At 70.1% G+C, this 15,107-nt stretch carries 15 protein-coding genes; all 15 read right to left on the bottom strand.

Annotation, left to right across the window (positions count from 1 at the left end):
• Positions 1-2 precede the first annotated feature (2 nt).
• Positions 3-1,004 carry a phosphatidate cytidylyltransferase gene (locus FJ108_11500; GenBank protein ID MBM4336520.1) on the bottom strand — a complete coding sequence of 334 codons (1,002 nt, stop codon included), beginning with the start codon at positions 1,002-1,004 and terminating at the stop codon, positions 3-5.
• A gap of 57 nt (positions 1,005-1,061) precedes the next feature.
• The gene (locus tag FJ108_11495) at positions 1,062-1,526 is read right to left on the bottom strand and encodes a dUTP diphosphatase (protein ID MBM4336519.1); all 465 of its coding nucleotides are present in this window, start codon (positions 1,524-1,526) and stop codon (positions 1,062-1,064) included.
• A 3-nt stretch (positions 1,527-1,529) separates the two neighbouring features.
• On the bottom strand, positions 1,530-3,701 hold the full coding sequence (pnp, locus tag FJ108_11490; GenBank protein MBM4336518.1) for a polyribonucleotide nucleotidyltransferase: 2,172 nt from the start codon (positions 3,699-3,701) through the stop codon (positions 1,530-1,532).
• 236 nt (positions 3,702-3,937) lie between these two features.
• On the bottom strand, positions 3,938-4,204 hold the full coding sequence (gene rpsO, locus FJ108_11485; protein MBM4336517.1) for a 30S ribosomal protein S15: 267 nt from the start codon (positions 4,202-4,204) through the stop codon (positions 3,938-3,940).
• A 71-nt stretch (positions 4,205-4,275) separates the two neighbouring features.
• Positions 4,276-5,307, bottom strand: coding sequence for a tRNA pseudouridine(55) synthase TruB (gene truB / locus FJ108_11480; GenBank protein ID MBM4336516.1), 1,032 nt, complete (start codon positions 5,305-5,307; stop codon positions 4,276-4,278).
• On the bottom strand, positions 5,157-5,696 hold the full coding sequence (rbfA, locus tag FJ108_11475) for a 30S ribosome-binding factor RbfA (GenBank protein MBM4336515.1): 540 nt from the start codon (positions 5,694-5,696) through the stop codon (positions 5,157-5,159). The genes truB and rbfA overlap by 151 nt, the downstream gene beginning before the upstream one ends.
• Positions 5,519-5,851, bottom strand: a complete 333-nt coding sequence (locus FJ108_11470) for a DUF503 domain-containing protein (GenBank protein ID MBM4336514.1) — start codon at positions 5,849-5,851, stop codon at positions 5,519-5,521. The genes rbfA and FJ108_11470 overlap by 178 nt, the downstream gene beginning before the upstream one ends.
• 2 nt (positions 5,852-5,853) lie before the next feature.
• On the bottom strand, positions 5,854-8,448 hold the full coding sequence (gene infB / locus FJ108_11465) for a translation initiation factor IF-2 (protein MBM4336513.1): 2,595 nt from the start codon (positions 8,446-8,448) through the stop codon (positions 5,854-5,856).
• Between the two features lie 26 nt (positions 8,449-8,474).
• Positions 8,475-9,803, bottom strand: a complete 1,329-nt coding sequence (gene nusA, locus FJ108_11460) for a transcription termination/antitermination protein NusA (protein ID MBM4336512.1) — start codon at positions 9,801-9,803, stop codon at positions 8,475-8,477.
• Positions 9,804-10,319, bottom strand: coding sequence for a ribosome maturation factor RimP (locus tag FJ108_11455; protein MBM4336511.1), 516 nt, complete (start codon positions 10,317-10,319; stop codon positions 9,804-9,806). It lies immediately after the preceding gene.
• Between the two features lie 179 nt (positions 10,320-10,498).
• Positions 10,499-11,443, bottom strand: a complete 945-nt coding sequence (locus FJ108_11450; protein MBM4336510.1) for a dihydroorotate dehydrogenase — start codon at positions 11,441-11,443, stop codon at positions 10,499-10,501.
• Positions 11,425-12,165 carry a dihydroorotate dehydrogenase electron transfer subunit gene (locus tag FJ108_11445; protein ID MBM4336509.1) on the bottom strand — a complete coding sequence of 247 codons (741 nt, stop codon included), beginning with the start codon at positions 12,163-12,165 and terminating at the stop codon, positions 11,425-11,427. The genes FJ108_11450 and FJ108_11445 overlap by 19 nt, the downstream gene beginning before the upstream one ends.
• Positions 12,162-12,590 (bottom strand): ribosomal-protein-alanine N-acetyltransferase, encoded by a 429-nt coding sequence (rimI, locus tag FJ108_11440; protein ID MBM4336508.1) that lies wholly within the window; start codon positions 12,588-12,590, stop codon positions 12,162-12,164. Before rimI ends, FJ108_11445 begins: the two co-directional genes overlap by 4 nt.
• Positions 12,580-13,956 (bottom strand): sigma-54-dependent Fis family transcriptional regulator, encoded by a 1,377-nt coding sequence (locus FJ108_11435; protein ID MBM4336507.1) that lies wholly within the window; start codon positions 13,954-13,956, stop codon positions 12,580-12,582. The genes rimI and FJ108_11435 overlap by 11 nt, the downstream gene beginning before the upstream one ends.
• On the bottom strand, positions 13,941-15,107 hold a 1,167-nt coding region (locus tag FJ108_11430), incomplete at its 5' end, for a PAS domain-containing protein (GenBank protein ID MBM4336506.1). The genes FJ108_11430 and FJ108_11435, both read right to left, overlap by 16 nt.

Genomic DNA, 15,107 nt, shown 5'->3' with positions numbered 1-15,107 from the left:
GGTTAGGCCGCGTGCAGGGTCCAGTAGTACGCGAGCAGGAGGTAATACATCACGGGGATGCCGAGCAAGGCGGAGTCGATCCGATCCAGCACGCCGCCGACGCCGGGCAGGATCGTGCCGGCGTCCTTGATCGCGGCGTCGCGCTTCAGCAGCGATTCGATCAGGTCGCCGAGGATCCCGAACGACGCCAGCACGAAGCCGAAGGCCATCGCGGCGCCCCAGCCGAGGTCCTTCGCCAGATCCCCCGGTATGAACCAGGTGAAGACGAGCTTGGTGGCCAGCGCCAGACCGCCCCCGGTCAGCACGCCGCCGAACGCGCCCTCGACGGACTTGTTGGGGCTGATCAGCGGCGCGAGCTTGCGCCGGCCGTAGCGCCGGCCCACGAAGTACGCGCCCACGTCCGAGCCGACCACCGCCACCAGGCAGAAGATCATGAAGAAGAAGCCGATCTGCGGGTCGAAGTCGTAGCCGAAGCGGCGCTCGAGCTCGCCCGAGATGAAGCGTACCGAGACGGCGTACGAGAGCAGCCAGCCGACGTAGATCACTCCGAAGAAGGTCTCGGAGACGCTCGCGATCGCCTGGCGGATCTCCTGCTTGCCGAGCTGCAGGATCATCAGCGTCAGCAGCGTGACGGTCAACGCGCTGGTCGCCAGCGACGCGTTGCCGATGTACGCGATCACCGGCAGCAGTCCGGCGGCCGCGTAGCCGAGCAGTCGGTGCGGGGTCGCGCCCTTGGCCGTGATCAGGTCGTAGAACTCGTTCAAGCCGAGCAGGCTGAAGGCGATGATCACCACGACGAACGGCCAGCCGCCCGCGTAGCAGACCCAGATCACGGGCGGGATCAGCACCGCCGCCGTGATCAGCCGCAGCGTCAGATTCCCGAGAGAACGGCGCTGTACGGCGTCGTCCGCGCGCGGCGTCGGCCGCTGCGGGTGCGCCGCGTCGGCCGCGGGTGCGCCGCGCGGCTCTACGGCGGGACTACGGTCGCGATCCGCGGGTTCCAAGCCTCTCCTTCAGGGCGGCGCCCGGGAGCTTAGCGCGAAACAGCTCGCGACCGAGGGTCAGCGACCGCTGTGGCCGAAGCCCTGGCCGCCGCGCTCGGTCGCGCCGAGCGCCGCCTCCGTATCGACCTCGCGGAGCACCGGCTGCAGCACCGGCGCGATCACGAGCTGGGCGATCCGCTCGCCGCGGCGCACGGCGAAGGGCTCGGCTCCGCCGTTCTGCAGGATCACGCAGACCTCTCCGCGATAGTCGGAGTCGATCGTGCCTGGCGCGTTGGGCAGGGTGATTCCGTGGCGAAGCGCGAGCCCGCTTCGCGGGCGCACCTGCCCCTCGTAGCCCGCCGGGATCGCCAGCGCGAAGCCCGTCGGCACCAGCGCCCGCTCGCCGGGAGCGAGCACGAGTTCGCCCTCGACCGCGGCGCGCAGGTCGAGCCCCGCGCTTCCCGCCGTGGCTCGGGCGGGAAGCGGGAGGTCGGCGTCACGTGCGCCGCGGACGCGAAGGATCCGGACCTCGATCCGGTCCATCCGCTACGCGCGCGAGAGCTCGATCTGCTCCGCCAGCGCCGCGCGCCGCGAGAGTCGGATCTTGCCGCTCGGATCGACATCGAGGCACTTGACCAGCACCTCGTCGCCCTCGACGCAGACGTCCTCGACCTTGGCGATGCGCCGCTCGGCCAGCTCCGAGATGTGCAGCAGGCCGTCGGTGCCGGGGAAGATCTCCACGAAGGCGCCGAAGTCGGTGATCTTCTTGACCTTGCCGACGTAGAGCCGGCCGATCTCGGCCTCCTGCGTGACCTCTTCGACCATGCCCTGGCACTTGAGAAGCGTCTCGCGGTTGGGCGCGAAGATCATGCAGCGTCCGGAGTCGTCGACGTCGACCTTGGCGCCGGTCGTCTCCTGGATGCCGCGGATCACCTTGCCGCCGGGACCGATCAGGTCGCGGATGCGGTCGGGCTTGATCCAGACCACCGCGATCCGCGGCGCGTTCTCGGACAGATCCGCGCGCGGCAAGAAGCCGGGCAGCGCGTCCGCGGTCTCCTCGGCCATGCGCTTCAGGATGTGCAGGCGTCCCTGGCGCGCCTGCTCGAGCGCCTTCTCCATCACGGCCCAGTCGAGGCCCTCGATCTTGAGGTCCATCTGGATCGCGGTGATGCCCTGCGCGGAGCCGGCCACCTTGAAGTCCATGTCGCCGAGGTGGTCCTCGTCGCCGAGGATGTCGGAGAGCACCGCATGGCGCTTGCCGTCGGTGATCAGGCCCATCGCGATGCCCGCGACCGGTGCCTGGATCTGGATGCCCGCGTCCATCAGCGCCAGCGCCCCGCCGCAGACCGAGGCCATCGACGAGCTGCCGTTGGACTCGAGGATCTCCGAGACCACGCGAATCGTGAACGGCGTGTCCTCGCCCTCGGGCAGGACCATCTTCACCGCGCGCTCGGCCAGCGCTCCGTGACCCTGCTCGCGCCGGTTCGGCGCGCGCAGCGGGCGGACCTCACCGGTCGAGAACGGCAGGAAGTTGTAGTGCATGAAGAACTTGCGATAGAGCGTGTCCTTCAGGCCCTCGATCATCTGCTCGTCGCGCTTCCCGCCCAGCGTCGCCGTCACCAGCGCCTGCGTCTCGCCGCGCGTGAAGAGCGCCGAGCCGTGCGCGCCGGAGAGCTCCGAGACGCTGCACGTGATCTTCCGGATGTCGGTGGTCGAGCGCCCGTCGATGCGCGGCTTTCCGTCGAGGATGTCCTCGCGCATCGCGCGGCCGCGCAGGTCGTGCAGGATGTCCTTCACGTCGCTGGCGAGCTTGCGGCCCGCCGACTGCGCCGCTTCGACCTGCGCGAGCGTCCCGAGCTCGCGCTTCGCCTCGCGGAACGGGGTGACGAAGGCGGCGATGACCTCGGCGTCGATCGCGTCGAAGGCCTTGTAGCGCTCCTTCTTCTCGGTCTTCTGCGAGGCCGCGCGGATGCGATCGAGCGCCATCGCCTCGATCTTGCGCTCGAGCTCCGCGTCGCGCTTCGACGCGGGCGGAACCCGCTTGGCCTTGCCCGCCTTCGCGACCAGCTGCTCCTGCGCCTCGATCAGCTTGGTGATCTCGCGGTGACCGAAGCGCAGCGCCTCGAGCACCGCCGCCTCGGAGACCTGCTTCGCGCCGCCCTCGACCATGACCAGCGCGTCGCGCGAGCCCGCGACGATGATGTTCAGGTCGGCGGCCTCGATCTCGGCCAGCGTCCCGTTCGCGATCAGCTTGCCGTCGACGCGCGAGACGCGCACCGCCGCGATCGGCGCCGGGAACGGCACGTCGCTGATCATCACCGCGGCCGACGCGCCGACGAAGGCCAGCACGTCCGTGTCGTAGTCGCGATCCGCGGAGAGCACCTGCGCCGTGACCTGGGTCTCGTCGCGATAGCCGTCCGGGAAGAGCGGGCGCAGCGCGCGATCGATGAAGCGGGAGGTCAGGACCTCGCGCTCCGTCATGCCGCGCTCGCGCTTGAAGAAGCCGCCCGGGATCTTCCCGGCCGCGTAGATCTTCTCCAGGTAGTCGACCGTGAGCGGGAAGAAGTCGATCCCGTCTCTGGGCTTTGCGGAGTTCACGGTGACCAACACCGCGGACTTTCCCTGTGTGACCAGCACCGACCCGTTCGACTGCTTGGCAAGTCTGCCGGTCTCGATCGAGATGACCTTGCCGTCTACCGTTGCTTGAACCGTTTCCATTCTTTCCTTTACCTGCTTCCGGCGGCTGGACGCACCTGCGTCCACCGCGCTTTCTCTGCTGTTTGCGGCACGAGATGCGGGCGGGGTTGGCAAAGGGGGGAATTGCGGAATGAGCGACGAGCGCCGCCATGCCCTGAGGATTCAGGGGCAGCGCTCATGGCTCATCCCACATCTCGCATCCAATGACCCGATCCAGCCGGACTCGCGTCGCGGCTCCAACCCCGGGCGAAAACCAATTATCGACGCAGTCCCAGCTTGTCGATCAAGGACTGGTAGCGACCCTCATCGTTCCGTCGAAGGTAGTCGAGCAGGCTTCGCCTCTGGCTCACGAGCATCAGCAGCCCGCGGCGCGAGTGGTGGTCCTTCACGTGGACCTGGAGATGGTCAGTGAGCTGAGTGACGCGCTCGGAGAGGAGCGCGATCTGCACCTCGCAGGACCCGGTGTCCCCGGGCTTGCGCTGGTGCTGGGCAACGATCTCGTGCCGGCGTTCGGCGTTCAGCAAGTTTCTACCTTCTGGAATTGCGACGGTGTATAGCAGAGCCGGCCGGAGGCCCGCAATGCACAAATGCGACTCTAGCCTTCGCTGCCCTCGAGGAAGACCCGAATCGTGCGGAGCTCGGGGATGCCGCGCTGGGCCTCGACCAGGGCGACCAGGCCTCCGGCGTGGACCAGCTGCATCACGCCCTCGGTCGGCGCGCCCTTGACCTCGCTGCGGCCCAGCTGCACGCCGTTCGCCACCCGCCGGGAGGTCCGCGCATCGACCTCGAAGGTGGGGAGGCCCGTCGCTGCGATCATCGGGATCACCCGCTCGTGGCCCAGCGCCTCAAGCTCGGCGAGCGGGACCGCCTGGGCCGAGGTGAACGGTCCGCTGCGCGTCCGGCACAGCTCCCAGAGGTGCGCGCCCACCCCGAGCGCGCGCCCGAGGTCGTGCGCCATCGAGCGCAGGTAGGTTCCCGAGCTGCAGTCGACCTCGATCGTGACGAAGGGCGGCTCGTAGGCGACCAGCTCGAGCCGGCGGATGGTCACCCGGCGAGGCTCGAGCACCACCTCCTCGCCGCGACGCGCCCGTCGATATGCGGCTTCGCCCCCGGTCTTCACCGCGGAGTACGGCGGCGGGACCTGCTCGATCTCGCCGCGGAACGCCTCGAGCGCGCGCTCGAGCGCTTCGGCGTCCGGCCACGGCCCCGAGGTCTCGCGCGTGATCTCGCCCTCGCGATCGTAGGTGGTGGTCTCGATGCCGAGCCTGAGCTTGCCCCGATAGCTCTTCTCGCCGTGCGTGAGCAGCTGCGAGAGCTTGGTCGCCTCGCCGAGCGCGATCGGCAGCACGCCCGTCGCCAGCGGATCGAGCGTGCCCAGATGCCCGACGCGGCGCTGCTTGGCCCAGCGCCGCACCTCCTGCACGACGTCGTGCGAGGTGACGCCGGCCGGCTTGTCGATCACCAGGAAGCCGTCGATCACGCGGGCTCCTCCTTCTTCTGCTTCGCGACTCGCTCCTGCTCGAGCTCCCGCAACACGCCCTCGACGCGCTCCGCGCGCGCGAGCGTCTCGTCGAGCCGGAAGTCGAGCTCCGGAACGCGGCGAATCTGGAGCTCCGCAGCCAGACAGCGGCGAAGGTACGGCTTCGCCTTCTCGATCGCCTCTTTCGCGGCGGCCACCGGGCCCAGCGTCCCCCAGTAGACCCGCGCATAGCTGCCGTCGGGGGCGACGCGCACCTCGTTCACGCTCACCTCGGCGAGCCGGGGATCGCCGACGCGCTGGCGCAGGATGGTCGCGATCCGCTCGCGGATCTCGTGCCCGAGTCGGGCCTGGGTGTGCTTCACGCGTTGGCTCCGCCGTCGTCGTCCTCGAGCTCCTCGACCTCGTCGAGGCGCACGACCGTGACGTCGTCGGAGACGACCTCGCCCAGACCCAGGCTCTCGACGTAGTGGATCACCTTCTCCATTCCCTCGCGCAGGTGCCGGGGATCGATCCCGACCATCACGCAGCCGATGCAGACCGAGTGGCGCTCGTCCTGATCGGCGACCTCCGCGACCGAGACGTTGAAGCGCTGTCGCACGCGGTCCTTGATCGAGTTCGCGACGCGCCGGCGGTCCTTGATGGTCTCCGATTCCAGGAGCTCGAGCTCGATCAGCGCCGCCGCGATCAGCATCGCTAGAGCGAGTCGGGCGTCTGCTCGATCTCGAAGGCCTCGATCCGGTCCCCGACCTTCACGTCGTTGTAGTTCTCGATCCCGATTCCACACTCCAGCGGCGCCACCACCTCGCGCACGTCGTCCTTGAAGCGCCGCAGCGACGAGAGCTTGCCGGCGTAGATCACGACGCCGTCGCGCAGGATTCGCGCGCGCGCCGAGCGCGAGATCTTGCCGTCCTCGATCGCGCAGCCGGCGATCGTGCCGAGCTTCGGAATGTGGAACAGCTCCTTCACCAGAGCGGTGCCGAGCCGCTTCTCGGACTCCTTGGGCGGCAGCAGGCCGCGCATGAGCAGGATCGCGTCGTCGAGCAGCTCGTAGACGATGTCGAAGCTGCGAATCGTGACGCCTTCGCGCTCGGCGAGCTTGCGCGCCGCGGGCTCGGGCCGGACGTGGAAGGCGAAGATCACCGCCTTCGACGCGGCCGCGAGCATGACGTCGCTCTCCTTGACCCCGCCGACACCGTGGTGGATCACGGAGAGCTTCACCTTCTCGGTCGAGAGCTTCGCCAGCGCCTCGCGGATCGCCTCGACGGTGCCCTGAACGTCGGCCTTCACGACCGCGAAGAGCTCCCGCTCTCCGGTGCCCTCCATTCGCGCGAAGAGCAGCTCGGCGCTGAGCGCGCTCGGCCGGGTCTCCTCGGCCGCCTGCGCGGCCTTCTTCTGCTCGAGCTCGAGCCGGTGGTCGGCGATCTGCTTGGCTTCGCGCTCGTTCTTCACGACGAGAAGCTCGTCACCGGCGAGCGGCACGCCCGAGAGCCCGACGATCCGCACCGGCGCGGATGGGCCGGCCTCCTTCAGCGTGCTGCCGTCGGCGTCGATCAGCGAGCGGACCCGCCCGTAGACGCCCCCGGCCACGATCGAGTCCCCGGGCCGGAGCGTTCCCTCGCGCACCAGCACCGTCGCGAGCGCCCCCCGGCCGCGATCGAGCTCCGCCTCGACGACGACGCCGCGCGCCGGAGCCTTCGGATTCGCGCGCAGCTCGAGCACCTCCGCCTGGAGCGCGATCATCTCGAGCAGCTTGTCGACGCCGGTGCCCTTGGTCGCGGAGACGTCGACACAGATCGTCTCGCCGCCGAAATCCTCGGAGACCAGACCATGCTCGAGCAGCGCCTGACGCACCCGCTGCGGATTCGCGTCCGCCTTGTCGACCTTGTTCACGGCGACCAGGATCGGAACGCCCGCGGCCTTGGCGTGCGCGATCGCCTCGATCGTCTGCGGCATCACTCCATCGTCCGCCGCGACGACGAGCACGACGACGTCCGTCACCTGTGCTCCGCGCGCGCGCATCTGCGAGAACGCGGCGTGGCCGGGCGTGTCGATGAACGTCACCACGCTGCCGTCGCTGCTGCGCGCCTGATACGCGCCGATGTGCTGGGTGATTCCGCCGGCCTCGCCCGCCGCGACCTTGGTCTTGCGGATCGTGTCGAGCAGCGACGTCTTTCCGTGATCGACGTGCCCCATGACGGTGACGACCGGCGGTCGCAGCTCACCCTCGCCGGGCGCTCCGGGCGCGCGCGTCGCGGCGAGCGCGCGCTCGACCTCCGACGTGATGCGCTGGACCTCGCAGCCGAGGTCCTCGGCGATCAGCGCTGCCAGATCGCCCTCGAGGAAGTCGTCCTCGGCGTGCGACGGCTCGAGCGCGCGGGCTCGGCGATGCAGATCTCGAAGCTTCAGCCCGGTCTGGCGCGAGAGCTCGACAATGGCGATTCGCGCGCCGACCTTCACGACCCGCCTCACGTCGCCCGGCGCGGGCTGGGGCCCCTTGCGCACCGGCGTCGCGGTCCGCCTTCGCTGCGGCTGCGCCCTCGACTGCTGCTCGACGAGCATTCGCCGTCGCTCGAGCTGCGCCTGCACGTTCCCGCCGCGCATCATTCGCGCGATCGTCTCCTGCTCCCGAAGCGTCAGGTCCGCGCGCGCGGGGCGCGCCGGCCGCGCCGGCTTGCCGCGGCCGGGCCCGGCTCCGAAAGGCGCGCTCTCAGGCTCGGGCTCGATCTCGCGCGGCGGCGGAATCGCCACGCCGCGCCTTGGCGAGGTCGGCTCCGCGGCCGGCGCTGCAGGCGCTCCCGCCGCGAGCAGCGGGTCCTCGACCACGACCACCGGCGTCGTCACCCGCGCGATCGATCGGTCCGCGGGTCGCGGCTCGGGTGCGGCCGACGCCGCGATCGTAGGAGCCTCTTCGATCTGCGGCGGCAGGGCGCCGGGCAGCTCGACCTCGGGGGGCGCCTCCGGCGCGACCGCGTCGCTGGCGGCGAGCGGCTCCGGCTCGACCGAGCCGGCCTCCGTCTCGACGCCCGAGCCCTGCACCTCGTCGGCTTCGGACTCGGTCTTGCGCTTGCGCCGGCGGATCACGCCGGAGCCCACGCGCTTCTGCACCGTCTCCGTCTCGGAGCCCGCCGCGAACTTGCGCCGGATGGTGCTGGCCTGATCGTCGTCGATCGTGGCCATCGGGTTGCGGATCTCGATTCCGATCTCCGCCGCCTTCTTGATGAGGTCCTCGCGGGTGAGCCCGAGCTCCTCCGCGAGTTTGTACGCTCTCATCCCCTTGGCCATCCTCATTCAGCCTTTCCCGGCGCGGACGCCGGTCACGCGCCTGCCGAACCGCTGCCGCCGGAGCCACCCGCCTCCGCTGCGCTCGCGGCCGCAAGCGCAGCCGCCTCGGCCGCCCGCTTCTGCTTCTCGACCGACAGCTCGCGCGCGTGCTGGCGCACGGCCGTCGCGTCGGTTTCCGAGATCCCGAGCACCGACGTCAGCTGCGTCGTCTCGGCCGCGGCGAGCTCGTCCAGGCTCGCCACGCCGTCGTCGAGCAGGAGCTTCGCCTCGTACTCTCCCGCGGTCGGGACGACCGAGAGCGCCGCGGCCAGATCGGCCTGGACCTCGCGCATGTAGGTCTCGCTCTTGATGTCGATCTTCCAGCGCGTGAGCTGCACCGCGAGCCGCACGTTCTGTCCCTTGCGACCGATCGCGAGCGAGAGCTGGTCGTCGGGCACGATCACGTCCATCGAGCGCTTCTCGTCGTCGACCATGATGCGCACGACCTGCGCGGGCGCGAGCGCCGCGACCACGTAGCGCACCGGATCCGCGCTCCAGGGCACGATGTCGACCTTCTCGCCGCGCAGCTCCTGGACCACGGCCTGCACGCGACTGCCGCGCATGCCCACGCAAGCGCCGACCGGATCGACGTCGCTGTCCTTGGAGACCACGGCGATCTTCGAGCGCGCACCGGGCTCGCGAGCGGCCGCCTCGATGCGCACGATGCCCTCGTAGATCTCGGGCACCTCCTGCTCGAAGAGCTTGGTCAGGAACTCGGTGCACGCGCGCGAGAGGACGATCTGCGGACCCTTGGATTCCTTCAGCACGTCCTGGACGTAGGCGCGGATGCGCTCGTTCACGCGGAACATCTCGCGCGGCACCTGCTCCTTGCGGGGAAGGATCGCCTCCGCTCGGCCGAGATCGACGATCAGGTTGCCCTTCTCGATCCGGCGCACGGTGCCGTGCACGATCTCGCCCTTTCGATCCTTGTACTCGTCGAAGACGTTCTGCCGCTCGGCGCCGCGAACCTCCTGGATGATGACCTGCTTGGCGGTCTGCGCGGCGATCCGCCCGAACTCCGCGGTCGGAATCTTGATGCCGATCTGGTCGTCGGCCTCGGCGTCGGGGTCGTGTTGCAGCGCGTCCTGCAGACCGATCTCCGCGTCGCTCGCCGGCTCGCCGGCCACCACGGTCTTGAACTCGAAGAGCTCGACCTCACCGGTCTCGGCGTTGAACTGCGCCTCGATCTCGCGCTCGGCGCCGTATTTGCGTCGGGCCGCGGCGAGCAACGCCTTCTCGAGCGTGTCGATCACGACCTCGCGTCGGATGCCCTTGTCCTTGACCACTTGATCGATGATGCGATTGAGATCGAGCTCCACGATTCACCTCTTGGGCTTTTGCGGCGCGCCGAAGGGAAAGAACGCCTTCGCGCGATCGATGACCTCGAACGGAATCTCGAAATCCCGGCCCTCGCTGCGCACGGTGGCGAGCGCACCGTCGAAATCCACCAGCTCGCCTTTGAAGCGGCGCCGGCCGGCGAGCGCTGCGCGCGTCTCGATCGCCACGCGGCGACCGACCGCGCGCGTGAAATCGATCTCGCGGCCGAGCGTGCGGTCGACTCCGGGCGAGCAGACCTCGAGCGTGTACGCGGCGGGGATCAGCTCGGAGACGTCGAGGCCGTGCCCTACCTCGCGCGAGATCGCGGCGCACTCGTCGACCAGGACCCGCCCGTCTCCGACGGGCGTATCGACCACGATGCGGACGAGCGACCGCGTCGGCCCGCGTCCGATTCCCGCGTCGACGAGCTCCAGCCCATGCGCCTGCACGACGGGCTCGACGACTCGTCGAAGATCTGCGGGAATGTCTTTGTACATCGCGAAGTTCTGCGAAATCACCAAGCCTTCACTCGAGTGCTGGAAAAGACCCGTCGCTCGATCTGCAGCGACAAAAAAAGGCGGACGCACCGCCCACCTTCTCCGGAAATCCCGGTGCCGAAGAGCGTCGGAGAGATATCAAAAGCCCCCCCGGCCGGCAACTTCCATGCGCTTGAATTCCGGTCCGTTTCCGGCGGAGACGGCTAGCCGGCGGGCCACGGCTCGAGCGCGCCGATCAGATCCCGCACCCGGGCGACGCCGTGCTGGCGGCAGTACGCCTCGATCCCGTCGCGGATCTCGATCCCGGCGCCCGGCTGGGTGTAGGTGATCGTGCCGACCTGGACGGCGCTCGCGCCGCAGAGCAGGAACGCCACCGCGTCCTCGCCCGACGCGATGCCGCCGATCCCGCAGATCGGCAGCTTCACCGCGCGCGCGGCCTGGAACACCATGCGCAGGGCGATCGGCAGGATCGCCGGCCCGGAGAGACCGCCGAGGCCGTTGCGGAGCACGGTCCGACGCCGGTGCACGTCGACCAAAAGCCCCTGCACCGCGTTGATCAGCGACAGGCCGTCCGCGCCCTCTCCCTCGCAGACGCGCGCCATCTCCGCGATCGAGGTCACGTTCGGCGAGAGCTTCACGAGCAGCGGCCGCGTGGTCGCGCGGCGACAGGTCCGCACCAGCTCGGCGAGCACGCGCGGATCCTGGCCGAACTCGATCCCGCCGGCCTTCACGTGCGGACAGCTCGCGTTCAGCTCGAGCGCGGCGACGCGCTCGACGCCATCGAGCCGCTTGCACACCTCGGCGTAGCGCTCGAGCTCGGTCTCGAAGACGCTCGCGAGAACCGTCACCGCCGCGGGCAGCGCGGGAAGCTTCTCGCGGACGAAGGCATCGACGCCGACGTTCTCTAGGCTGATCGCGTTCAGCATTCCCGCCGGGGTCTCGGTGATTCGCGGCGGCAGGTTGCCCGCGCGCGGCGCGAGCGTGAGCGACTTCGCGACGATCCCGCCGAGCTGCTCGAGCGCGATGAACGGCGAGAGCTCGGTTCCGTAGCCGCAGGTACCGCTGGCGAGGAGCACCGGATTCCGGAGCGCGACGCCGCCGAGCCCGGTCGAGAGATCCACGTCCCCGCTCACGAGCCCGCCTCCCATCCGAGCGAGGCCGAGTCGAAGACCGGGCCGTGCGTGCAGACGTAGCGGAAGCCCGCGGGCGTCTTGATCGCGCAGCCGAGGCAGGCGCCGAAGCCGCACGCCATGGGGTTCTCGAGCGAGACCCGACAGCGCGCGCCGGCGGCAGCTGCGAGCTCATGGGCCCGCTGCATCATCGCGAGCGGCCCGCACGCGTAGACGGTCTCACCCGCGCGCGGCGCGAGCAGATCGGTCACCAGCCCGCGCCGACCCAGCGATCCGTCGTCGGTGGCGATCGAGAGTTCGAGGCCCAGCGCATCGAAGTCGGCGAGGCCGAGGATGTCCGCTCCGGTGCGCCCGCCGAGCAGCACGCGCGGCGCGGGTCGCGCGACCCGCGCGAGCTCGTACAGCGACGCGATCCCGCTGCCGCCGCCGACCAGCGTCGCCGGGCCGCTCGGCAGCTCGAAACCGTTTCCGAGCGGCCCGAGCAGCGAGAGCTTCGCCCCTGGAACGAGCTCGGCCATGATCCGGGTTCCGCGGCCCACGACCTTGAAGCGGAACTCGAGCGCGCTCGCATCGCCGCGATAGATCGCCATCGGTCTGGGCAGGAGCGGATCGCGGCGCAGTCGCTCGGGCTCGAGCCCGAGCATCGCGAACTGACCGGGCCTCTGGCCCGGCCAGCCCGGCACCTCGAGCACGAGCCGGCTCGCCCCGGCCTCGCGCACGGTCGCGATCGCGCGGATCAAAGCGCAGCCCCGAGCACGAGCGCGTCCTCTCCGTCGCGGTAGTAGTTCGGGCGCACGCCTGCGTCCTCGAAACCGAGCGAGCGGTACAGGGCGATCGCGGGGACGTTCCGGCTTCGCACTTCGAGCGAGACGCAGCGCGCTCCACGGCCCCGCAGGAGCTCGAGCAGCGCGACGACGAGGGCGCGCCCGAGGCCCCGCCCGCGCGCGTCCTGCTCCACCGCGAGCGTGAGGATCTCCGCCTCGTCCCCGGCGAGCGAGCCGAGCGCGAATCCGTGCAGGGGCTCGCTCACCAGCGCGCAGACCCCGTCGCGCTCGAGCGATGCGCGGATCGCGGCTTCCGACCAGCCCTCGGCGAGCGCCTCGCGCGAGATCCGCGCGAGCGCCGCGGCGTCGCTGCTCGACGCCAGGCGCAGATCAGCTCGCATGGCGCGCCCGCTCGGCGTCGACGTCGATCTTCAGGCTCTTCAGCTTCCGCGACAGGCTCTCGCGCGCGAGGCCGACGGCGTCCGCGGTGCGCGAGATGTTCCAGCCGTGCTGCGCGAGGCGCTCCAGCAGCCAATCGCGCTCGAAGATCCCGCGCGCCTGCGCCAGGGTGTCGACGGAGCTCGCGCGCGCGAGGCGGTCCCGTTCCGACGAGCCGATCTGCGCCGGCAGATCGGCGACGTCGATCGTCTCGCCGGGCGTCATCAGCACCAGCCGCTCGATCAGGTTCTGCAGCTCGCGCACGTTCCCGGGCCAGGCGTAGTCGCGCAGCTTCGCCATCGCCTTGGGCGTGATCTGCCGCGTCGGCCGGCCGGACTCGGCCGCGAAGCGGGCGAGAAATCGCTCCACGAGCCGAGGGATGTCGTCGCGGCGCTCGCGCAGCGCGGGGACGTGGAACGGGATCACGTTCAGCCGGTAGAACAGATCCTCGCGGAACCGGCCGCTCGACATCTCCACCTGCAGATCCTTGTTGGTCGCGGCGATCACGCGCACGTTCACTTCGATCGTCTCGTTTCCGCCCACGCGCTCGAAGCGGTGCTCCTGCAGGATGCGCAGGATCTTGGCTTGCGTCATCAGGCTCATGTCGCCGATCTCGTCCAGGAAGATCGTGCCGCCGTCGGCCATCTCGAAGCGGCCGCGTTTGCGCTGGATCGCCCCGGTGAACGCGCCCTTCTCGTGACCGAAGAGCTCGCTCTCGATCAGCTCCTCGGGAATCGCCGCGCAGTTCACCGCGACGAACGGGCCGTTCGCGCGCTTCGAGCGCACGTGCACCCAGCGCGCGACGAGCTCCTTGCCCGTGCCGTTCTCGCCGGTGATCAGAACCCAGCCGTCGGTGGGCGCCGCGATCTCGATCTGCGCCTTCAGCTTCGCCATCACGGGCGAGTCGCCGATGATCTCGCTCTCGCCGAGCAGCTCCTGGCGCAGCTCCTGGTTCTCCTGGGCGAGCCGCGCGCGCTCGAGACCGTGCTCGATCCGCAGCAGGAGCTTGTCGTAGGTGAGCGGCTTCTCGAGGAAGTCGTAGGCGCCGAGCTTGGTCGCGCGCACCGCGGTCTCGATCGTGCTGTGGCCGGACATCATCACGACCGGCAGCTCCGGGTGGCTCGTGCGCAGCCGCTCGAGCAGATCGAGCCCGTCCCGGCCCGGCATCGCGACGTCGAGCAGCACCAGGTCCGGCAGCACGGCTGCGATCTCCTTCTCGGCCTCGTCGGCTCCGGGCGCCAACACCGGACGGTGTCCTTCGTCGGAGAGCACGTTCGCGATCGCGCGCCGCACGCTCTCCTCGTCGTCGACGATCAGGATCGTGGCCACGGCGCCTCCTGCCGGACCGGTAGTTCGACCAGGAATCGGCTGCCACGGGGTCGATTCGCCGCCACCCGGATGTAGCCCGAATGGTCGGAGACGATCCTGGAGACGATCGCGAGCCCGAGCCCCGAGCCGGCTCGCTTGGTCGAGAAGCCGGGCTCGAACAGCCGGGCGCGGTCCTCGGGTCGGATCCCGGCGCCGGTGTCCGCGACCTGCAGATGGATGGTCCCGACCGAGGCGTCCAGGCGCGTCGAGACGCGCACCGCGCGCGGGCCGGGCTCCGCCGCCTCGATCGCCGCCACCGCGTTCTCGATCAGGTTCAGGATCACGCGCCGGATCTGCAGCCGGTCGAGGTCGAGCGTCGGCACCGCCGGATCGAGCTCGGTCGAAAACTCGATCGTCGAATTGCCGCGGTAGAGCCCGACCACTTCGGTCACGAGCTTGTTCAGGTCGGTCGGCACCGGATCGGTCGCCGGCAGCCGCGCGAAGCTCGAGAACTCCGCGAGCAGGTGCTTCATCGCGTCGACCTCGGAGGTGATCGCGTCGGTGCTCTCGCGCAGCAGCTGCGCGGATTCGGGGTCGGCGAGCTTCGGCTCGAGCTTGCGCCGCAGACGCTGCGCCGAGAGCTGGATCGGCGTGAGCGGGTTCTTGATCTCGTGCGCGATCCGGCGCGCCATCTCGCGCCAGGCCGCCATGCGCTGCACGCGCATGATCTCGGTCACGTCGTCGACGACGACCACGAATCCGGCTGCGGAGCCGCCCGGGTCGTGCATTCGCGAGAGCGTCCAGTTGAGCGTGCGCACCTCCCCCTCGACCGCGATCGGCATCTGGCGCCGCAGCGTCTCGTGGGGTCCCGATGCGAGCCGGTGCAGAAGCGGGGGCAGCGTCTGCGCGGCCTGGCCGCCGAGCATCTCGCCGAGCTTGCGACCCGACCATTCGCCCGCGGGAATGCCGAGCAGCCGCAGCGCCGGCGGGTTGATGGTTCGCACCACGAAGTCGGGGTCGAGCGAGATCACGCCCGCGCCGACGGCGCGCAGGATGATCTCCATCTGCGCGCGGCGGCGCTCGAGATCCTCGCGGTTCAGCGACAGATCCGTCGCCATCCGATTGAAGCCCGCCACGAGCTGCGCGATCTCGTCGCGTCCACCCTGCTGCCC

The sequence above is a fragment of the Deltaproteobacteria bacterium genome, from assembly GCA_016875225.1.
Lineage (GTDB): Bacteria > Myxococcota_A > UBA9160 > SZUA-336 > SZUA-336 > VGRW01.
This window is presented reverse-complemented; position numbering and strand designations above follow the sequence as displayed.